This window comes from Streptomyces sp. NPDC058284 (assembly GCF_042881135.1).
GTDB lineage: Bacteria > Actinomycetota > Actinomycetes > Streptomycetales > Streptomycetaceae > Streptomyces.
In genome coordinates, this window is sequence record NZ_JBHVYE010000001.1 from 468,985 (window position 1) to 489,113 (window position 20,129).

General features: G+C 69.6%; 13 protein-coding genes and 1 pseudogene. 2 read left to right on the forward strand and 12 right to left on the reverse strand.

The features are described 5' to 3' along the window. Positions 1-79 precede the first annotated feature (79 nt). Together ACFVYR_RS01765 and ACFVYR_RS01770 are read right to left on the reverse strand one after the other, a co-directional pair. Entirely contained in the window at positions 80-1,360 is a 1,281-nt protein-coding gene (locus tag ACFVYR_RS01765) for a M14 family metallocarboxypeptidase (RefSeq protein ID WP_384247563.1), read from the reverse strand. Further along, on the reverse strand, positions 1,357-3,348 hold the full coding sequence (locus tag ACFVYR_RS01770) for a Xaa-Pro dipeptidyl-peptidase (RefSeq protein WP_384247564.1): 1,992 nt from the start codon (positions 3,346-3,348) through the stop codon (positions 1,357-1,359). Before ACFVYR_RS01770 ends, ACFVYR_RS01765 begins: the two co-directional genes overlap by 4 nt. Before the next feature lie 202 nt (positions 3,349-3,550). On the opposite strand from ACFVYR_RS01770, the gene ACFVYR_RS01775 reads away from it, so the two are divergent. Then, positions 3,551-5,053, forward strand: coding sequence for a M1 family metallopeptidase (locus ACFVYR_RS01775; RefSeq protein WP_384247566.1), 1,503 nt, complete (start codon positions 3,551-3,553; stop codon positions 5,051-5,053). 149 nt (positions 5,054-5,202) lie between these two features. Here the strand turns inward: ACFVYR_RS01775 and ACFVYR_RS01780 are convergent, their stop codons facing one another. From ACFVYR_RS01780 to ACFVYR_RS01820, 9 genes and pseudogenes are all read right to left on the reverse strand, one after another. Then, a complete protein-coding gene (locus ACFVYR_RS01780) occupies positions 5,203-5,997 on the reverse strand; it encodes an alpha/beta fold hydrolase (protein WP_384247568.1) in 795 nt (264 codons plus the stop codon). 71 nt (positions 5,998-6,068) lie between these two features. Then, the gene (locus ACFVYR_RS01785) at positions 6,069-6,611 is read right to left on the reverse strand and encodes a hypothetical protein (RefSeq protein ID WP_384247570.1); all 543 of its coding nucleotides are present in this window, start codon (positions 6,609-6,611) and stop codon (positions 6,069-6,071) included. 212 nt (positions 6,612-6,823) lie between these two features. Then, a complete protein-coding gene (locus ACFVYR_RS01790; protein ID WP_384247572.1) occupies positions 6,824-8,293 on the reverse strand; it encodes an amino acid permease in 1,470 nt (489 codons plus the stop codon). Between the two features lie 159 nt (positions 8,294-8,452). Then, positions 8,453-10,258, reverse strand: coding sequence for an AMP-dependent synthetase/ligase (locus ACFVYR_RS01795; protein WP_384247574.1), 1,806 nt, complete (start codon positions 10,256-10,258; stop codon positions 8,453-8,455). Positions 10,259-10,437: 179 nt separating this feature from the next. Beyond that, positions 10,438-11,802: a hypothetical protein gene (locus ACFVYR_RS01800; RefSeq protein ID WP_384248033.1), complete on the reverse strand. Its 1,365-nt coding sequence runs from the start codon at positions 11,800-11,802 to the stop codon at positions 10,438-10,440. Positions 11,803-11,880: 78 nt separating this feature from the next. Further along, positions 11,881-12,363: pseudogene (locus ACFVYR_RS01805) on the reverse strand (TniQ family protein); the annotation flags it as partial. Then, entirely contained in the window at positions 12,363-13,667 is a 1,305-nt protein-coding gene (locus tag ACFVYR_RS01810; protein WP_384247576.1) for a TniB family NTP-binding protein, read from the reverse strand. The gene ACFVYR_RS01810 and the pseudogene ACFVYR_RS01805, both read right to left, overlap by 1 nt. Next, a complete protein-coding gene (locus ACFVYR_RS01815) occupies positions 13,664-15,937 on the reverse strand; it encodes a transposase (protein ID WP_384247578.1) in 2,274 nt (757 codons plus the stop codon). Before ACFVYR_RS01815 ends, ACFVYR_RS01810 begins: the two co-directional genes overlap by 4 nt. A gap of 26 nt (positions 15,938-15,963) precedes the next feature. After that, positions 15,964-16,641, reverse strand: coding sequence for a TnsA-like heteromeric transposase endonuclease subunit (locus tag ACFVYR_RS01820; RefSeq protein ID WP_384247580.1), 678 nt, complete (start codon positions 16,639-16,641; stop codon positions 15,964-15,966). A 457-nt stretch (positions 16,642-17,098) separates the two neighbouring features. On the opposite strand from ACFVYR_RS01820, the gene ACFVYR_RS01825 reads away from it, so the two are divergent. Next, the gene (locus tag ACFVYR_RS01825; protein ID WP_384247581.1) at positions 17,099-17,890 is read left to right on the forward strand and encodes a MerR family transcriptional regulator; all 792 of its coding nucleotides are present in this window, start codon (positions 17,099-17,101) and stop codon (positions 17,888-17,890) included. 27 nt (positions 17,891-17,917) lie between these two features. Here ACFVYR_RS01825 and ACFVYR_RS01830 read toward each other — a convergent pair whose 3' ends face one another. Further along, positions 17,918-20,101, reverse strand: coding sequence for a 3-hydroxyacyl-CoA dehydrogenase NAD-binding domain-containing protein (locus ACFVYR_RS01830; protein WP_384247582.1), 2,184 nt, complete (start codon positions 20,099-20,101; stop codon positions 17,918-17,920). Between the last annotated feature and the right edge of the window lie 28 nt (positions 20,102-20,129).

Consider the following 20,129-nt stretch of genomic DNA (forward strand, 5'->3'; position numbering starts at 1 on the left):
GGCACCTTTCGAGGGGACGTTTGTTTCCGGACTTCGTTCTCCGCTACCCCCTACCACATGTGACGCACCTCTCACTTCCTCAACAGGCCATGTCGGGCCGAGCCGTGACCACGTGATACGGCGCGCGCTCGTCGAGCAGGAGCGGGACGAGACGGCGCGCGGGCTGCCTCAGCGGTACGTACGCGCCGGACTTCCCGCGCCTCACGGTGACGCCGTGCAGCGCGAGTTCGTCCTTGATGTCGCGGTACTGGGCGGCGTCGAGGCGGTAGCCGCAGGGCGGGTCCTGGATGATCTCGGACGGTTCGGCGGGGTCGTTGTCGGCGCCGCCGATGTAGACCGGGCCGCGGTCGCGGAAGCCCTCGGCGCGGGCGGCGCCGGTGGCCGCCTCGAGCCGGTCACGACGCTCGTCCGTGAACTCGGCCAGGCCACCGAGCGCCGAACGCTGGGAGGCCACGCGCCGCCGGTTGTTCAGCGCCTCGTCCTTCTTCTCGGCGTCGGTCATCGGATCGACGCGGCTCTCGATGAGCAGTCCCGCCGCGTGCTTGATGCCGGACATGTTGCGCAGGATGCGTTCCTGGCCGTCGCCCGCGGTCTGCTTGATCGGGTCGCCGGTGACCGGGTCGGTCCAGATGCCGTACGTGCCGATGGTGTACGCGTCGTGCCGGGCGGCGGGGCGTACGTACGCCTCGGACAGGGTCTGCGCCTCCCTGTGCACGGCGTCGTCGGTGTTGAGGTTGCGCGGCCAGAGGTCGAACAGGTCTTTGTCGTAGTACTTGGGGGTGGCGCCGTACTCGTGCAGGTCGTAGATGACGTCGGGCTCGCGGTCGCGGATCACGGCGGCCACGGCGCGGGCCTCCGCGGTCTTCAGGGCGAGGTGGTCGCGGTTGATGTCCACGCCGTCGGAGTTGCCGCGGGTGTCGGCGGCGCGGCCGTCGGGATTGGCGGTGGGCAGGACGAGCAGCGTGGTGCGGGAGAGGAAGCGCCGGGTCTTCTTGTCCTTCGCGTATGCCAGGTCGCGGATCGTGGACAGGCAGGCCTCGCGGCCCGACGGCTCGTCGCCGTGCTGGCTGCAGATCAGCAGGACGGTGTTCTTCGAGGGGCGTTCGCCGATGCGGACCAGTTGGAGGGGGCGGCCCTGCTTCGTGGTGCCGATGCGGCTGACGGTGACCCTCTTGGCGGCCTTGTCGACGGTGGCGAGGAGTTCCTGTTCCTCCGGCTGGCTGGTCCAGCGCGCCCCGTCGGTCTCCTCGAATCCGGTACGGGGCGGGGTCTGCGTCGCCTGGGCGGGCGCCGTCAGAAGTGGCGCGGCGAGTGCGGCGGTGGCGCAGGCGAGCGCCAGGGTGCGTATGCGGGGCGTCATGAAGTGCGGCCTCCGGGAACGGGGTTGAGCGGGCGGGGCGGGGCCACGCCGTCGAGACGGGACCGGCCGGGTGTGCGGGGTGCGGTGGTGGTGAAGGAGTCCGCGCCGCCGGCCAGCGGCAGTTTCGCCGAGGTGCGGGCGAGGTCGATGGTGAGCGTCGGGGTGTCGGCGGGCGGCTCGATGAGGTTCTTGTCGGTGCCCGCGACGATCAGCGCCAGGCGGTGCCCCTTGGGCACGACGTGGTCGCTCGCGGCGAGGTCGAGGGTGATGGTGTGCGGCTTGCCCGGGGTGAGCGGGTGGCCGTGCCGGGCATCGGCCCAGTTGCCGAGGTCGGCCCAGCCGCGGCTGAAGATCGTGTAGTCGACGGCGGCGGTCCTGGCGCGCGTCTCCTTGAAGCAGGAGCTGTCACCCGCGGTGCTCGCGCCCCAGCAGGTGCGTTCGGGAAGGGTGGTGATGCCCTCACCCGGGGCGGAGTAGTCCCGGATGGTGTCGGGGCCGAGGTCGACGAGGACCGCGGAGAGGTGGGCGGTGCGGGTCGTCGGGGTCGCGGTGACGGTCACCGTGGAGGAGCCGGAGAGGCGCAGGTCGCGTCCGAGGGGGTCGCTGACGAAGCCCGCCTTGGCGGGGGTCGGCGTGCCGATGCGCTCGGCCCAGTCGGTCTCGCTCAGCGAACGGTCGTCGGTGAAGGTCTCGGTGCCCTTGCCGGGCCGAAGTCCGAGGGTGCCGACACCGGGCGCCGCGCCCTTGGCCGGGCGAAGGGTGACCGCGTGGGTGCCGCGCGGCGGCCAGACCCGGTCGGTGGTCCAGTGGTCCGGGGCGCGTTCGATGTCGGCCATCGGCTCGCGGTCGACGCCGTTGTCGTAGCCGAGGAGTTCGTGGTCGAACCAGCGGTGCAGCGTGCGCACCCAGTCGCCGCGGCGCAGGTCGAACGGGTCGACGTGGCCGGCCTGGCTGAGCCACACCTTGCGGTCGACGCCGTTCTTCGCGAGGGCGTCCCACCACTGGCCGAAGTGCTTGGTGCGGACGTTGAGGTCCTGCATGCCGTGCACGGCGAAGACGCTGGCGCGCACCTTTCCGGCGTCCGGCACGTGGTTCCGTTCGCTCCACAGGCGGGTCCAGTCGCCGGAGCGCGGCGCCCCGTCGACCAGGCGCTGCTGCACGGCGCCGCAGCGGGCGCGGGCCTCGGGGCTCTCCACGGCGTTCGAGAGGCCGTCGGGGCCGCCGTCGTAGAGCGGCGCGCCCTTGGCGAAGTAGTAGTCGTACCAGGAGGAGATCGCGCCGATCGGCACGATCGTCCGCAAGCCCTTGACGCCGGTGGCGGCCACTCCGTTCGCGACGGTCCCGTCGTAGCTCTTGCCGATCATTCCGGTGGCGCCGTTGGCCCACGACGCCTTCGTACGTTCGCTTCCTGTGCGGCTCGTGTAGCCGCGGGCGCGCCCGTTCAGCCAGTCGACGACGGCCTTCGCGGACTGGACGTCGGAGCGGCCGCCGACGTCGACACAGCCGTCGGAGCGGTTGGTGCCCGCGAGGTCCACGGCGACGTAGCCGTAGCCGCGCGGCACGAAGTAGTTGTCGTAGTAGAGGGGGAGTTGGACGGGCTTGCCGTCCGCGTCGTACGTCTTCTTCTGGCTCTCGTTGCCCCGCCCGCAGCAGGAGTAGTACGGGCTCGCGTCCATGATCACGGGTATCCGGCGGCCCGTGCGGTCGAGTTCGCGGGGCCGGACGATGTCGACGGCGACACGGTCGGTCCTGCCGTCCGCGTCGCCGTCGATCCTGGTGTCGACCCAGACGGATTCGCGGATCGCGTTCTCGTAGGAGTACACGGGCTTGCTCTCGCCCGGTGTACGCAGGCTCTGGCCCGGCGTGCGGGGGGACTGTGCCGCCCCCTGCGCCGCGCCCGGGGACATGAGGGTGGCGATCAGGGCGGCCAGGGCCGCCGCGAGAAGTGCTCTCCACAGGAGGCGGGTGCGTCGCGCACGTATCGGCATGGCGCGGAAGGTACACGGGCGAACTGCCGCGCGACAGGGGGCCGTAGGCAACATGTCAGGTGCGTGGGACATTGAGGCACATGTCGGCCGCATGGCGATCATGTGACGTTCGGGACCATGGACATGACGCGTCCGGGCGGGGCTGAATAGGCTCGTCGACCAAGACGAACCGATCTTCAGACCCTACGACTTGGAGTTTGACGTGCACCGCAGACTCATCGCCCCGGGCGCGCTCGCGGCCTCTCTCCTGCTGGCGATCCCGGCATCGGCCGCGGACTTCACTCCCGGGGCGCCGGGCATCGGCGACCCCTACTACCCGGCCAGCGGCAACGGCGGATACGACGTCTCGCACTACGACCTGCGGCTGAAGTACCAGCCCGGGACCGACCTGCTCGAAGGCACGGCGACGATCAACGCCCGCACCACGCAGGACCTCTCCCGCTTCAACCTCGACTTCGGCCTCAAGGTCTCCGAGGTGCGGGTCAACGGCAAGAAGGCGAAGTTCACGAAGACCGGCGACCAGGAACTGGAGATCACGCCGCCGGCGGGACTGCCCAAGGGCACGGCGGTCACGGTCGTCGTGCGGTACGCGGGCAAGCCCTCCGAGCTGAAGATCAACGGCTACACGGCCTGGCACCGGACGCCGGACGGCGGCGTCGCGGCCCAGGAGCCCGACTCGGCCGTGTGGTGGTTCCCCTCCAACGACCACCCGCTGGACAAGGCGACGTACGACGTGTCCGTCTCCGTGCCCGACGGCACCCAGGCGATCTCCAACGGCGTGCTGCAGTCGCAGAGTTCCAAGCTCGGCTGGACCCGCTACAACTGGCGCTCCAACAAGCCGCAGGCGAGCTACCTCGCCACCCTCGCGGTCGGCAAGTTCGACATCACGACCGACAGGACCGAGAGCGGCCTGCCGGTCCTCAACGCCTACAGCAAGGACCTCGGCGACAACGCGGGCTCGGCGCGGGCCAGCATAGAGCGGACCACCGAGGTCGCCGAGTGGCTGGAGACGGTCTTCGGCAAGTACCCCTTCAACGCGCTCGGCGGGTACGTCCCGAACGTGAAGAGCAGCTACGCCCTGGAGACCCAGACGCGGCCCTTCTACAGCCCCGCCGCGTTCGCGAACGGCTCCAACGCGTCGATCGTCGTCCATGAGCTGGCCCACCAGTGGTACGGCGACAGCGTGTCCGTGGACGGCTGGAAGGACATCTGGGTCAACGAGGGCTTCGCCCGCTACAGCCAGTGGCTGTGGTCGGAGAAGGAGGGCGAGGGCACGGCGCAGGAGCTGGCGGACTACGTGTACGCCCAGCACCCCGCGGACGACCCGTTCTGGCAGGTCAAGCCGGGCGACCCGGGGCCGGACAACCAGTTCCACGGTGCGGTCTACGACCGGGGCGCGCTCGCCCTGCAGGCGCTGCGCAACGAGGTCGGGGACAAGACGTTCTTCGCGATCCTGAAGCAGTGGCCGCAACAGCACGCGTACGGCAACGCCAAGGTCAACGACTTCGTGAAGTTCGCCGAGAAGGTCTCGGGCGAGCCGCTGGCCGAGCTGTTCGACACCTGGCTCTACCAGCCGTCGCGTCCGGCGGCTCCCGCCGTGCGGGACGCCGGTATCGCCCGCTCCGCCGCCGCCCCGGCCAAGCCGAAGTCGTGGAAGCAGATCGCCGCGACGAACGGTGTGCACGAGCACGGTCACGGTCACTGAGGACCGGCGTGCCGGACCCGGGCGGCGCCGCCGCGCCGCCCGGGCGCGGCGCCACAGGCTCTCAGAGCCTGTCTTTGAACCCCCGCCTGCGCAGCGACGCCCGGCACGCGCCCTCGGCGCACGGACGACGGGGATTCAAAGACAGGCTCTCAGCGCGCCGCGGCGTACGCGCCCAGGATGACGTCGAGGGTCGCGTCCGGCTCCCGCACCGTCGGGAAGTGGTCGCTGTGCGCGAGGCGCACCGTGCGGCAGCCGGGGATGCGCCGCGCCATCGTCTCGTTCACGTGGATCACCTCGGGCTGGTCGAGCTCGCCGATGGCGAGGACGCACGGCACGTCGAGCTCGCCGAGCCGGTCGTAGGCGGGCGGGTCGGGCCTGTTGTGGGGGACGTTGGCGAACCACGCCGGGACCACCGCCCGCAGATGCGCCTCGACCTCCGGGTCGTCACCGGTCCCCGCGGCGCCCGAGGTGCGCCTCAGCAGCGCCACGATGCCGTCCACGTCGCCCGCCTCGGCGAGCCTGCCGATCTCGGCCATGAACGCCGCGGGAACGAGCTCGTCGGCGCCGGTGACGCCCGGCACCAGCAGGGCAAGGCTCGCCACCCGTGCCGGATCGCGGAGCGCGAGGCTCAGGGCCGTCGCACCGCCCATGCTCGACGCGGCGATGACGGCGCGGGCCACCCCGAAGTGGTCGAGGACGGCGATCAGGTCTTCGACCAGGGAGTACGGGGCGGTCGGGGCCGGCGACCTGCCGTACCCCCGCGCGTCGTAGCGGATCACCCGGTGCCGTGCCGTGAGGCTCGGGAGGATGCCGTCCCAGATGCGGGAGTCGCCGACCCCCGGGTGCAGCAGGACCAGCGGGAGGCCCGCGCCGTCCGCGCCGCCCGGGTCGCCTGAGTCCTGCGCCCACACTTCACCGTCCTTGACCGACACCATGACGTCCATGCCGCCGAGTCTCCGCGGGTGCGGGTGGAACCGCCAGGGGGCCCGGCGGGCGAGGGCGCGAATGGGTAGGTCTAGCGACCGGAACCTGTCGGATCGGCAGCGGGCGGGTCGTCCGGCTCGTGGCTCCACAGGATGCCCGGCTCGCCGCCCGGCGCCACGGAGGCGCCGGTGTCCGGCACCGGCGGCAGCTCCGGGAGCGCTCCCGTGAACGGTGTCACGGGCAGCCCCGTCAGCGGCTCCGACGCGATGCGGCTCGCCAGCTCGGACGCCCACTCGGAGACCTGGCCGCGCAGTTCGGCCTCGGCCTCGGCGCGCTCCGCCTCTCCCCTGGCCTGCCCGGTGGCGAGAGCCCCGTCGCTCGCCACGCCGACCGTCTCCCGCGCGGGCCGCCCGACGTGCGCGCTCTCGCGACGGGGTTCGGAGAGCAACCTCTGCCGGGCCTCCGTATCGCCCCCTGCGTCCGTGCGGACCGGCCCCCGTCCTTCGAGGGCGCGGCCGGCGCGCGGCAGGAGGCGTCCGGCGAGGAGACAGAGGGCGCCGCACAGGACGACGGCGACCGCCAGTTCCTGGGCCTTCGGGCCGATCGGCCCGAGTTCCACGGGGATGGGTTGCATGCCGGTGCTCTACCCGCTCATCCGTGCGCGACAACGCACACCTGCGGGTCGGTTAGCGCCTGCCTTTGAACGCCCGCCCGCGCCCCGGGGCCCGGACGCGCCCTCGGCGCACGCACCGAACGGCGCGGTGGCGCCACCTCGGACATACGTGATCTCCGACATGACGCCACCGTGGGCTGCCACTGACCGTGGCCCTCTGTTGCCGTGACCGGCTACCGGTCCCGCGGCTCCGTGAGGCTCTGCGCCTCGCGTCCGACCCGGCGCCGCACGCCGAACCAGCCCGCGACCAGGGCGAGGCCCACGACCGGGATCAGGAACAGCGTCTTGCGGCCGACCTCGGCGTCCTTCCACATCAGGCAGAGGACGGCGAGCAGGAACGCGATCGTCACGTACTCGGTGACGCCGCTGAACGGGAGCTGGAACTTGGGCCGGGTGATCTCGCCGCGCTTGGCGCTGCGCACGAACGCCAGGTGGCAGACCATGATCGTGATCCAGGTGCCGATGATGCCGAGCGACGCCACGTTCAGGACGATCTCGAAGGCCTTGCCGGGGACCACCCGGTTGAGGCCGACGCCGACGACGCCGAGGGAGGCGGTGAGCAGGATGCCGCCGTAGGGCACCTGGTTGCGGTTCATCCTGGCCGTGAACCGCGGGGCGGAGCCCGACATCGCCATCGAGCGCAGGATGCGGCCGGTGGAGTACAGGCCGGAGTTGAGCGAGGACATGGCCGCGGTGAGGACCACGAAGTTCATCACGTCACCGGCGGCCGGGACGCCGATCTTGGACAGGACCGTCACGAACGGGCTCTGGTCGGCCGTGTACACCACGCCCGGGAGCAGCAGCGCGAGCAGGACCACGGAGCCGACGTAGAAGACGCCGACGCGCCACATGATCGAGTTCACCGCGCGCGGGACGATCTTGTGCGGCTCGGCGGTCTCGCCCGCCGCGACGCCGACCAGTTCCAGCGAGGCGTACGCGAAGACGACGCCCTGCATCACGATCACGACCGGCATCACACCGTTCGGCATGAGGCCGCCGTGGTCGGTGATCATGTTGAGGCCCGGCGTCTCGCCGCCCACCTTGTGCTGGCTGGCAAGCAGGTAGATGCCGATGATCATGAAGGCGCTCAGTGCGGCGACCTTGATGATCGAGAACCAGAACTCCATCTCGCCGAAGTACTTCACCGAGACGAGGTTCACCGAGAGCACGACCGCGAGGGCGATCAGCGCGAGCACCCACTGGGGTATGTCGGTGAAGAAGCTCCAGTAGTGGGTGTAGAGCGCGATCGCCGTGATGTCGGCGATGCAGGTGGTCGACCAGTTGAGGAAGTACATCCAACCGGCGAAGAACGCGCCCTTCTCGCCGAGGAACTCACGCGCGTACGACACGAAGGAACCGGACGACGGCCGGTAGAGGACCATCTCACCGAGCGCCCTGACCACGAAAAACGCGAAGATTCCGCACACGAGGTACGCGAGGGCGAGCGCGGGGCCCGCCGAGTGGAGGCGGCCACCCGCCCCCAGGAACAGGCCGGTGCCGATCGCGCCGCCGATCGCGATCATGTTGACGTGGCGGGCCTTGAGGTCCTTGCTGTAACCGGCGTCGCCCGCGTCCGCGGGGGCCTGGGACGCAGCTGTGCGGGATGCGTCCGGGGCGGCCGAATCTACGGCTTCCTTGCTCACGGGGGGATCTACTCTCTGGTGCCCGAAAAACTCCGGGGTCCGGATGTGCTCCGGCCCGCGACACCCCTGACGTGCGCGCGGACCGACGGGACACCTTCCCCCACACACCCCGCCCCACGCGGTGGCGCACGTCACATAGCGGAACTTCTCACATGCTGGTCAGGGGGTGTACAGAGCATCGATGACCTGCTGGTACTTGTCCCGGATCACCCGGCGGCGGAGCTTCAGGGACGGCGTCAGCTCGCCGGTCTCAGGACCCCACTCCTCCGCGAGCAGGCGGTAGCGCTTGATCTGCTCGGTGCGGTTCAAGCGCGCGTTGGCAGTCGCCACGGCGCGCGCCACCTCTTCCCGTACGGCCTCGTGGGCGGCCAGGTCCCCCTCGATCCCCCGCGCGGCGGCCCAGAGGGGCGCGAGGTCGGGGTCGAGGACGAGCAGCGCCACCAGATAGGAACGGCCGTCCCCGTGGACGAGTGCCTGCCCGATCAGCGGGTGCTCCTTGAGCGCGTTCTCGACGAGGGCGGGCGAGACGTTCTTGCCCGTCGACGTCACGATCATTTCCTTCTTGCGGTCGGTGAGCCAGAGGTAGCCGTCCTCGTCGAGCCGCCCGATGTCGCCGGTGGCGAACCAGCCGTCCGCGTCGCAGGCGCTGTCGACGCCGCCGTCGGGCCGCAGGTAACCCGCGAAGACCGTCGCGCCGCGCACCAGGATCTCGCCGTCGTCGGCGATGCGTAGGCCGAGGCCTTCCAGGGGACGGCCGACCGACCCGAGCCTGAACGCGTCGGGGCGGTTCGTCGTGACCACGCCTGAGGTCTCGGTGAGCCCCCACGCGTCCATGATCACCAGCCCGAAGCCGGCCCAGAACCTGGACACGTCCAGCGGCATCGGCGCCGACGCGCTCGCCGTCCACACCAGCCGGTCGAACCCCGCGAGCGCGAGCAGCGGGTCGAGCACCTCCCGTCTGGCCTCCTCGTACGCGGTGCGCAGCTCCGCGGTGGGCTCCTCGCCGCGCTCGCGGCAGGCGACGTGGGCGCGCGCCGTCCCGTTCGCCGCCTCGACGGCACGGCGCCGCTCCTCGGGCAGCGCGGCGAGCGCGGCCCGTACGGACGCGGCGAGCTTCTCCCACACGCGCGGGACGCCGAAGAACTGGACGGGGTGCAGTTCGCGCGCGGTGGCCGCCACCTGGGCGGGGTCCGCGCACAGGTAGACGTGGGCGGCGCGCAGCACCGGCAGGTAGATGCCGAGCAGGCGCTCCGCGACGTGCGCGAAGGGCAGGTAGCAGAGGTGCCCGGCGTGGTCGGGGAAGTCGACGACGCCGTCCAGGGCGATGCCGCCGACGAGGACGTTGCGGTGGGTGAGGCGGACGCCCTTGGGGTCGCCGGTGGTGCCCGAGGTGTAGACGACGGTGAGCGCGTCGCCGGGCCGGCTCTCGCGCCAGGACCTCTCGAAGGCCTCGGGGTCGAGGAGACGGGCGCCGGTGGCGCGCAGGGAGCCGTGGGCGTGGTGCCCGCCCGCATCGGCTCCCTCCACGACGACGAGGCGCTCCAGCGGGACCGTGCCGTCCGCGAGCAGCGGCTCCCAGCGCGGGAGTTCGCGGGCGCCCTCGACGATCGCGAGGCGGGCGCGGCTGTGCCGGGCGACGTGGGCGACCTGCTCGGGGGCCGCGGTGCTGTACACGGTGACGGGGACGGCGCCGAGGTGCACCAGGGCGAGGTCGCCGAGCCAGTGCTCGGGGCGGTTGCCCATCATCATCAGGACGTGCTCGCCGCGCCGCACCCCGAGCGCGCCGTATCCGGCGGCGAGAACGGCGACTTCGCGGCGCACCTCGCGCCAGGTGAGCGTCGACCACGCGCCGCCCGCCCGCCAGGAGAGCGCGGGGAGATCTCCGTGGTCCTCGGCGGCGCGGAGCAGCAGGGCGGGGAGCGTGAGCTCGGCGGGGTCCTCGGGGAGTCGCGGGGTCGTGGTCATGACCGCCTCCTGGCGCCATCGGCTGTGCGTGAGCGGACGGGTGCGTGAGGAGCGGGTGGCTGTGACCGTTCGCGATAGTTGGCGTATGGGCTGAAGGATCTGCGCTGGTCATCGAGAGACTGTTCAACCTAGTTGGCGGGGATCGTTCACGTTTGTTGGCGCCCACAGGTCCCAGTTGTTCACAGAGAGTTACCGCTGATGCTTGTGAGGATCTCCTCGGCTGTTCGGTGCAGTAGCCCTGCCAGCTCAGTGTGGGCACTTTCCGTCGAACTCGAAAGGTCTCTGAGGATCTTCTTCTCCGTGTCTGTGATGATCCTCGAAAGCGGGGAGAGGGGCGGCTGGAAGCACGGCGCGAGCCGCCACTCGCTGCCCGTCAGAAGTGCCCAGGTGAAGGCGGAGGAGCACTCACGAAGCCGACGTTCGCGGTCGCCGGACTGGTCAATCCAGTTGGCTGTGGGGATGGACCGGCGGATTCTTCGCCAAGAGGCGGCGGAGAGGTTCCAGGATCTGAAGGTCTCCCGGCGTTTCCGGTAGTTGATCGGAGACGCGAGCGATGCGATGTGCTCGGCAAGCTGTTCAAGTGCGCCGGGCATGTCGTAGGGCTTCTTCCGGAAGATCAGACGGAGTGGCTGTAGTGGCGCGGGGAACGGACCGATCCAGTGGGAGGGGATGCCGAGAAACCGAGCTGCTTCGTCCATGCGCATGCCGGTGTCGGCCTGGACGAGTTGGACTGCGGCCGCTCTTCGCAGCCAGATGGAGTGAGACGACTGCGGCAGCGGCTTCGGGCGGGACGCCCGGCTGAGGAGGACGAACCACTCGTCGGAGAGGTGTTGCGGGATGTGCTCGGCGCGATAGCCGCGGGCGCGAACCGGGATGAGGCAGATGGTCCTGTCGGCCTGGTCGGACCAGCCGGGGGGCCGTTGGATGGGGAAGCGCCGTCTGAAGGCGTTCTCGATCTCGTGCCGGATCAGCGGGGACGCGTCGCGCTGCAGTGTCGACCATGCCGCTCCCCAGCGGCGATCGGCGGTTTCCGGTGCGTGTTCAAGCAGGGCTGTCAGAGTTTCCCGCAGTTGGGGAAGGGGCTGCCGGACGTAGGCGTGAGCGATGGTGAGCAAGGCGGCCGTGGCTGCTGAGGATGCCGGCTCTGTGCTCCAGAGGCTGGGGTGGCGGCTCCCGCGGTGGGGAGGCGAAGCGCCCACTGACTCGGCGGCCCGTTGCTGGGCGGCCTGATGTGCGTCGAGGGCTGACGCCAGTGCGGGCGGAAGGTCGGCTGCGTGTGCGCTGTGCGGCAAGGTCGCGTTGATGATCACTGCCATGATCTGAAGGTCCGCGAACTTGTGGAAGGCAGTCTGCGGGGCCGTTGATGGGCCGAGCCAGTCGAGAATCTGGCGCTGCAACTCAGTCTGGTCAGGCCCGAGTTCGATCTGGTGCAAATTGCTGCTGTCGTCGAACCGGTGGCCGCAGAAGTCTCGTCGCGGGCCGGTGGAGATGGTGCTGTTGCGGCACTGCAGCGGGTGAAGCCCTGCTGTGGCCGGAGACGGCACGAGTTTGAGTCGAGCCTCGGGATGCCGGCTCTGGGCGGGGTGCTGGCAGGCGGGGCACGTGTCTTGGAGCAGGACTTGGTGCTCCAAGCAGGCGAAGACGACCGGAAGGTGCCAGAGCAGGTGCCATGTGCCTCCGTGTCGTTCCTGGATCACGGACCCGTTCCCCTTGAGGCAGGCCGGGCAATAGCGGGTGGCCCCGATAAGGAGCCAGGCGGGAAAGACCCTTCGTGGTCGGGGGGTGTCTCCCGGCTGTCGTGTGAGGGCCTCTGCAAGTGGCGGATAGCGGCGGTGGAAGGGCAGCAGAGTGAGGCGCTCGGCGGTTGCCGTGGACATGCGGGTGACATGCGCGAACGCAGAGGCCTCGAATGCCTCCATCATGAGCAGGTGACGGACAGGGGACATGCCGCTCGCATTGCGATGCGGGGTGAGGCCCGTGCGCCAGGTGACGCTGCTGGGCGCGACCTGCAGGCGGTGAGACAGTCGCAGGATGAACCCCGCCAGGCTCTCTCCCGGCAGTGGAACGAGACTTCGGGGTATCGGTTCGGTGGGCGGACTCTGCATCAACTCGCCGCCTCAGCCGGGGTTTCCGGGTCAAGGCGGGGACCTCGGTCGTCGAAGACGGTATTCCGTGACTTCCGTGGCTTCCTGGTGTCCTTCTTGCTGTCGGCCGGCTCGGCTGGGGTCGCTGCCGGTGCAGGACCGGTCTCCTCTGCGGGAACGTCCCGGCCCACGATGATCTCGTCGAGCAGGCTCTCGGTGATGTTCTCTTTGCCGGTGGCCATGGCTTCCTGGGCGCCTTCCTCGAGGAGTCGGCCGAGGAGACCGATGACACCGTTGGTGCGGTTCATGAGGTATTCGGGCATCGAGCCGTTCGTGAGCATCCCCTTCTTCGCCTTCAGGAGCCGCAGGTGGGCCTCGGCTCCGCGTAGGTGTTTCACGAATGCCTGGATTTCATCGGCTGTGCGGTAGGCGAAGCGGTCGAGTTCCACGAGTTCGAAACGGCGCTCGATCTGCGTGACTTCGAGGCCGTGGACGCGTGTTGTCTCCAGCGGAGGCAACACCCATTGACGATTTTGGCGGCTGAAGTGAGCTTCCCGCAGCAGGCCGGTGCCGGGGATGTTGACCCCGGTGAGAATGAGCGTGACGTTGAAGCTCATCAGGGCCCGGATCAGGTCCAGAACGTCCTGATCATCAGCGCGGTGCATCCGCAGTCGGTTGATGTCGTCGATGATCAGGACTTTGACCCCGTGGTCTCGCAGGCAGTCAGCGACCAGTTGGATCAGCTGAGGGAGCGTGAACTTCCAGCGTTCGGGACCGAAGAAGTTCAGGATCGACTCGCAGAGGCTCTTCGGGGTGGCAGTGACGGGCGTTTGGACATAGACGACTGGTGCGTGCAGGTCTGCCGTGCCTGGGACGGAGTCGGGGTTGAGGTGGTGGTGGAAGTCCAGCCACTGGTCCTCGAAGGCCGCGGCAACCGAGCAGACCGTGGCGGTCTTGCCGTGGTTGCCCCAGCCGCTGACCATCACGCCCGGCATCGTGGGGCTGTTGCGGCGAAGGGTGTTGCCCTGAAGGCGCCGGTCGATCAGCCGCGTCACGCCTTCGAGCATCGGCGTTTCCTGGACCGGAAGATTCACGTTGGTCAGGCGCCGGTAGACGTCGTAGTCGGAGCGTCTGTCGTCCGGCAGCATCTTGTATTGCCTGACGGTGAGTCTGGGCGGCGGGATGAACTGGTCGCGGGTGGTGCGATAGTGCTGCCAGCCGGTGAAGGTGTGCCGGTGCGACTCGGGGCCGAGGATCATGGCGGCGATCTGGCGGCGGGAGGGCAGGCCGTCCAGCCGCCCTGCCGAGAGGTCGTCGAGCCTCACACGTTCTCCTCAGGGTCGACCTCGTCCTCATCCGCTTCGTCGTCGTCCTCCAGCGCGGGCGGCATCAGGAACAGGTGGCGGCTTTTGAGCGATTCGTTCAGGAGCCGGGGGACGGATGTGTCAGCAGTGACGGCTGCCTCACGGCGGCGGCGCCGGTCGGCGGTGACGGCCTGCCCGACCGTGCGGGCTTGGTGCTGCCAGTCGTCCGCCTCGGCAGCCCGGCCCGCGATCCGGTCGGCAGCTGCGGTCTCAGCGCGGGCGATCTCGCGCGAGCGGGCGACGCGGGCTCGCTTCTGTGACTTCTTCCTCGCAGCCTTCCCCTTCGCCTGGTTTTCGTCGCGCTGGGTCGGCCACTGATCGACGGGTGCCGCCTCGCCGAGGATCTCCAGCAGCAGCGGTAGGAGTTCAGCGTCCGAGCGGGGCGCGAGCCGGCGTTGACGCGCGGTGGCCAGTACTTCGGCTGCCGTCTTGTCGGAGAAGGCAGGGACTTCGCCTTCTGGGGGAAGTCCGGTCCATCGAAGGACGTGCCAGGTCTCGTGATCGTCCGGATCCTGGAAAAAGACGCGGCGCCGGTCCCGCCGGTCGCTGCGGACGACCCAATCACTGGCGTGCGTGCCGCCCCGTCCCGAGGGCCGCAGGAACCGGGGCTCCTGCAGAAGGTCGGCGAAGTACCAAAGTCCCAGGATCTTCACTCCGCGGCGGGGGTGGACTCGGACGTGATGCTCGGGCAAGACCTTGTAGTAGAGCTCGGGACCGGGAATCTGCATCGACCAGCCGCCTTGGTGCATGGCCGCGGCGAACAGCGAGTTGGGACTGTGGTCCTCTTCCGGTCCCCAGGAAGGCGCGTATTCACCGAGCCGGTGGTTTTGCCAGACCTTCACGATCCAGGTCGCGATAACGTGCTCCATCTGCGAGCAGGTCATCACCGCATCGGCCTCTGGATCGGCGCCGCGGTCAGCGACGTCCGTGCCGGTGAAACCCAGCAGATGTTCGAACAGCATGGTCTTGAACGCGGAGAACGCTCGCTCGACGGCGAATTTGTCGCTGGCCCGAAAAGCGCGGGCCGGAAGGATGTTGCAGCCCAGGCTTCGTTCCGCCTCCACCAGGTCGTGGTTCTTGTAGACGCTTCCGTGATCGGTGGTCACCGTCTCTGGTTTGAAGAACGGCAGGGCTGCGACGTCGTGTCCGGCGAACTCCGCGATCACCTCGGACGGCACCCCGGGATAGGGCCATTCCATGTCCTGGCCCCAGCCCTCCCGCATCGGCAGGGGCAGCATCACGTCTCTGAGCAGCATCGCGACGTCGACCGATGTATCGGACTCCAGCGTCAGCCGGAAAGCTGGGGCGGAGTGCGTGTAGAGATCGAGCCCCAGCGTCAGGGTCGCCGACACCGCCTCGCCGAACACGCTCTCCCGCAACTTGACCGGCAGCGGCGTGGAGTCCAGCGCGATCACCTGCCCCGGGCGGTGGACGACCAGGCGCTGTCCGACGTCCGCGTCCTCGGCATCCTCGGCCGAGCGAGCGTAACGGGCCCGGGCCCCGCCGCTTCCGAACCACTCCTTCCAAACCCGCATCAAGGTGATCCGCGACGGGATGTCCTTGACGGCAAAGGAGGGGAAGGTCTCCCGGATGTACTGGTGCACCAGTCGATGCCGGGCGGCCATGGTGATCGACGACCGGTATCTGCACTCCCTCTTCACCGCGAAGATCGCTTTGCGGACCTCCTCGGTGATGCTGGGATGGCCCCCGCTGCGGCGGGTCCAGCGGCCGTCTGCGCAGGCCAGTAGCAGGCTGTCTCCTGATTTCGCGGACAGACGCTCCAGGGTTCGCTCACTCATGAACTGAAGCCCCAGCATCTCGGCCTCGTGGCGAGGCATGGCCTTCAACTCGGCCGCCTTCGCCCGCCGGCGCTCGCTCAGCGACGTCCGCTCGGGGTCGTAGGCAGGACGTGGTTCACCGGGGCGTGCCCGGTCGGCCCGGCCGTCCCGGAAGCCGGTCTCCGCCTCCAGCAGGTGCTCGGCCCTGATCCGAGCCCGTTTGAGCTGTCCTTCGGTCAGGTCGGCCAGCGACCTCGCCTGCCGTCCGACCGGCACGAACGTCGTCGGCCGGTTCGCCACGACCCTCGCATCCGCGTGGTGGATCAGCCAGCGGATCGACCTCGTCTCCTCCCGGCCCTCACCATCCGTCAGAACGAACCGGCTGAACTGGGGCTCCGCCGCCGTCACGGTCCACTCGACGCCGTTCAACTGCAGGACGCTGCCGATTTCCATGTCCAGCAGACCGTGCCCCGTAGCCATCACGGCCCTCCAGCCGATGCGCGGCCGCGCCAGATCAGCGAGCCGTCCCCCAGCGGACTGCCCAGATCAACACCGAACCTCCGCCACCACAGCAGGTGAGTAGCGTGCGCACGAGCGACAGCCGGAAGGCGTGTTGCCTCCACCAGGTCGCCGAACCTGTCCACCCCGCGTTCGGCAGCGTCCTCAAGCTCACGCTGGAGGCCCAGCTGATCGACCAGTGGCCGACGCTGCGACGACAGGTGGTCGAGCACGCTGTGGACGTGCGGCCGCCAGCCGACCGCGACCGAGTAGCGCCAGCCACAGGCATCTGCTGACCGTGCCGTTGCAGCGAATTTCACCGCGTCGATGTCCCCGATCAGGCGCTCGGGACGGACGTCGAACAGCCACAGCCCTCCGTCGGGCATCACGGCGAGGAAATCCGGGACGTGCCACCTCTTGCCTTCGCTGCTGTCGAAGTCGAGGCGGAACGGCTGCGGCAGGACTTCAGCGACCCCGAAGTAGTCCAGCGCCACCAGAAGCTGTTGCTCTTCCAGCGACTCGAACCCGTGATGCCGCCCCGTAGACACCATGAACTGCAGACCCGGCCGATGCCCCTGGTCAGCTCGCCACGTGAACCCGCGGATCATCCTGGACGACAGCACCGGCACCGATGCCATGTCGCGTACGGGCCAGGTCACCTTGCCCTCCCCGACCCGCCACGTCACTGTCCATCGACGCGGCCACCCCTCGTCCGTGACCAACCTCGACTCGAACTCGGCAAAGCCGACGTACGGCGTGAGCAGATCACTGAGTACGCACGAATCAGACCGGATCAAGACAGACGTCGTACGGAGCACCCATCCAGGGCAGCACGACCTCCCCCGCAGGCGACACGGATCACCGCAGTTGTCCGTAACTCTGCGTAAGTTGATCGCTCTCCGATGCCGACTCGCCAACAACCGTGAACATCCGCCAACTATCGCGAACGGTCACAGTGGCCGGGCGTGGACGGCCAGGGGACTGGCCCGGAGGGTTTCACAACACTGGTGTGCCAGCAATACTGTTGCACCGGATTGATGCACGCCCGGCCAGGCACCGGACCGCTGCACCGACGGGGAGACGTCCGGAGAGCCGGCCGGTCAGGGAGGGCGCGCGATGACGACGGACACGACCGGGACGAGGGACACGACGGACACGACGGCCGCCACGGACACGGCGCATACGACGGACGCCGAGGAGCCGAAGCTCACGGTCGACGAACTGGCCGCGCGCGCGGGCGTCACGGTCCGCACGATCCGCTTCTACAGCACCAAGGGGCTGCTGCCGCCGCCGGTGATCGGCGCGCGCCGTGTCGGTCATTACGGCCAGGAGCACCTGTCCCGGCTCGCGCTCATCGAGGAGTTGCAGCACCAGGGCATGACGCTCGCCGCGATCGAGCGGTACCTGGAGCAGTTGCCCGAGGATCTGAGCGCCCACGATCTGGCCATCCACCGCGCCGTGGTGGCCTCGTGGGCGCCCGACTCGGCGGAGGACGCCCCGCTCGCCGAGCTGGAGCGCAGGGCGGGCCGCACGCTCGGCGAGGCGGACCTGGAGCGGCTCGCGGCGATGGGCGTGATCGCCTTGACCGGGACCCCGGGGACGTACCGCGTGGACCTGGGGCTGCTGCGCCTGGGGGTGCAGCTCCTGGACGTGCCGATCGCGCACGAGACGATCCTCGCGGCACGCAAGGTCCTGATGGAGCACACGCGTTCGGCGGCGCACGAGCTGTCCCGGCTCTTCCGCGACGAGGTCTGGGGCCCCTACCGCGAGCGCGAGTCGGACCCCGAGCACGTCGCGGCGATGCGCTCGCTCTCGGCGCACATGCAGCCGATGGTGGTGCAGGCGCTGGTGACCGCGTTCCAGCGCTCGCTCAGGGAGGAGCTGAGGGAGTGGCTCAAGGAAGGCTGAGCCACTCCCCCGCCGAAGGCGGCGGGATCACCCGTCGCTGAACTTCTCGCCGTTCTCCGCCTTCTCGACCAGCAGCGCGGGCGGCGCGAACCGCTCCCCGTACCGCTCGGCGAGCTCACGCGCGCGTGCCACGAAGCCGGGCAGCCCGCCCTCGTAGCCGTTGATGTACTGCAGCACGCCGCCCGTCCAGCCCGGGAACCCGATGCCGAGGATGGAGCCGATGTTGGCGTCGGCGACCGACGTCAGGACGCCCTCCTCCACCAGGCGTACGGTGTCGAGCGCTTCGGAGAAGAGCATCCTCTCCTGCATGTCCTCGAACGGGATCTCGTGCCCCGGCTTGGTGAAGTGCTCGCGCAGGCCGGGCCAGAGCTTGGCGCGCTTTCCGTCCACGTAGTCGTAGAAGCCCGCCCCCCCGCTCCGGCCCGGGCGTCCGAACTCGTCGACCATGCGGTCGATGACGGTGTCCGAGGGGTGGCCCGCCCAGGTGCCGCCCGCCTCCTCGACGGCCTTCTTCGTCTCGTTGCGGATCTTGCGGGGCAGGGTGAGCGTCAGCTCGTCCATGAGGGAGAGCACCTTGGCGGGGTAGCCCGCCTGGGCCGCGGCCTGCTCGACGGAGGCCGGCTCGGTGCCCTCGCCGACCATCGCGACGCCTTCGTTGATGAACTGCCCGATCACGCGCGAGGTGAAGAAGCCGCGCGAGTCGTTGACGACGATCGGGGTCTTGTTGATCTGGCGCACCAGGTCGAAGGCGCGGGCCAGCGCCGCCTCGCCCGTCCGCTCGCCCTTGATGATCTCGACGAGCGGCATCTTGTCGACGGGCGAGAAGAAGTGCAGGCCGATGAAGTCGGCCGGGCGCGTGACCCCTTCGGCCAGGGTGGTGATCGGCAGCGTCGAGGTGTTGGAGCAGAGCAGCGCGTCCGGCTCGACGACGTCCTGGACCTCTCGGAACACCTTGTGCTTGAGCGAGGTGTCCTCGAAGACGGCCTCGATCACGGCGTCGCAGCCCGCGAGGGCCCCCGGGTCCGCGGTCGGCGTGATGCGGGCGAGCAGCGCGTCCGCCTTCTCCTGGGTGGTACGGCCGCGCTGGACGGCCTTGGCGCAGAGCTTCTCGGAGTAGCCCTTGCCCTTCTGCGCGGCCTCGGCGGAGACGTCCTTCAGGACGACCTCGATGCCCGCGCGGGCACATGAGTACGCGATGCCCGCGCCCATCATCCCGGCGCCGAGGACGGCGACCTTGCGGACCTGGCGCGGCTCGACGCCCTTGGGGCGGTTGGCGCCGGAGTTGACGGCCTGGAGGTCGAAGAAGAACGCCTGGATCATGTTCTTCGCGACCTGGCCGGTGACCAGCTCGGTGAAGTAGCGGGCCTCGATGGTCAGCGCGGTCTCGAAGTCGACCTGGGAGCCCTCGACGGCCGCGGCGAGGATGTTGCGCGGCGCGGGGTAGTTGGCGCCCCCCGTCTGCTTCTTGAGGTTGGCGGGGAAGGCGGGCAGGTTCGCCGCGAACTTCGGATGGGCCGGGGTGCCGCCCGGGATGCGGTAGCCGGGCTTGTCCCAGGGCTGCTGCGACTCGGGGTTGGCGTCGATGAAGGCGCGGGCCTTGTCGATCATCTCCTCGGGCGTGGCCGCCAGTTCGTGGACGAGGCCGTTCTCCAGGGCGCGCTTCGGGTTGTACTGGGTGCCCTGGAGGAGCACCTTCAGGAGCGCGTCCGTGATGCCCATGAGGCGCACGGTGCGGGTGACGCCGCCGCCGGCCGGGAGCAGGCCGAGGGTGACCTCGGGCAGGCCGATCTTGGAGCCGGACACGTCCAGGGCGACGCGGTGGTGGGAGGCGAGGGCGATCTCGTAACCGCCGCCGAGCGCCGCGCCGTTGATGGCGGCGACGACGGGCTTGCCCAGGGTCTCGATGCGGCGCAGCGAGTTCTTGATCGCGTTGCCCGTCTCGAACGCCTGCCGGGCGTTCTCCGGGCCGACCTTGATCATGTCCTTGAGGTCGCCGCCCGCGAAGAAGGTCTTCTTCGCGGAGGTGTAGATGAAGCCGCGGATCGCGTCCTTGTCGGCCGCGACGGCGGCCTCCGCGCGGTCGGCGATCGCCGCGATGGAGTCCTTGAACGCCTGGTTCATGGTGTTCGCGGACTGGTTGGGGTCGTCGAGGACGAGGGTGACGACGCCGGTGTCGTCCTGTTCCCAGCGGATCGTTGTGCTTTCGGTCATTTCTGATTCTCCGTGAAGTCTGTGGCAG

Coding starts and splice junctions, on each gene's coding strand:
- ACFVYR_RS01765 (WP_384247563.1), bottom strand. CDS start 1,360: ATGACGCCCCGCATACGCACCCTGGCGCTCGCCTGCGCCACCGCCGCA.
- ACFVYR_RS01770 (WP_384247564.1), bottom strand. CDS start 3,348: ATGCCGATACGTGCGCGACGCACCCGCCTCCTGTGGAGAGCACTTCTC.
- ACFVYR_RS01780 (WP_384247568.1), bottom strand. CDS start 5,997: ATGGACGTCATGGTGTCGGTCAAGGACGGTGAAGTGTGGGCGCAGGAC.
- ACFVYR_RS01785 (WP_384247570.1), bottom strand. CDS start 6,611: ATGCAACCCATCCCCGTGGAACTCGGGCCGATCGGCCCGAAGGCCCAG.
- ACFVYR_RS01795 (WP_384247574.1), bottom strand. CDS start 10,258: ATGACCACGACCCCGCGACTCCCCGAGGACCCCGCCGAGCTCACGCTC.
- ACFVYR_RS01815 (WP_384247578.1), bottom strand. CDS start 15,937: ATGGAAATCGGCAGCGTCCTGCAGTTGAACGGCGTCGAGTGGACCGTG.
- ACFVYR_RS01825 (WP_384247581.1), top strand. CDS start 17,099: ATGACGACGGACACGACCGGGACGAGGGACACGACGGACACGACGGCC.
- ACFVYR_RS01830 (WP_384247582.1), bottom strand. CDS start 20,101: ATGACCGAAAGCACAACGATCCGCTGGGAACAGGACGACACCGGCGTC.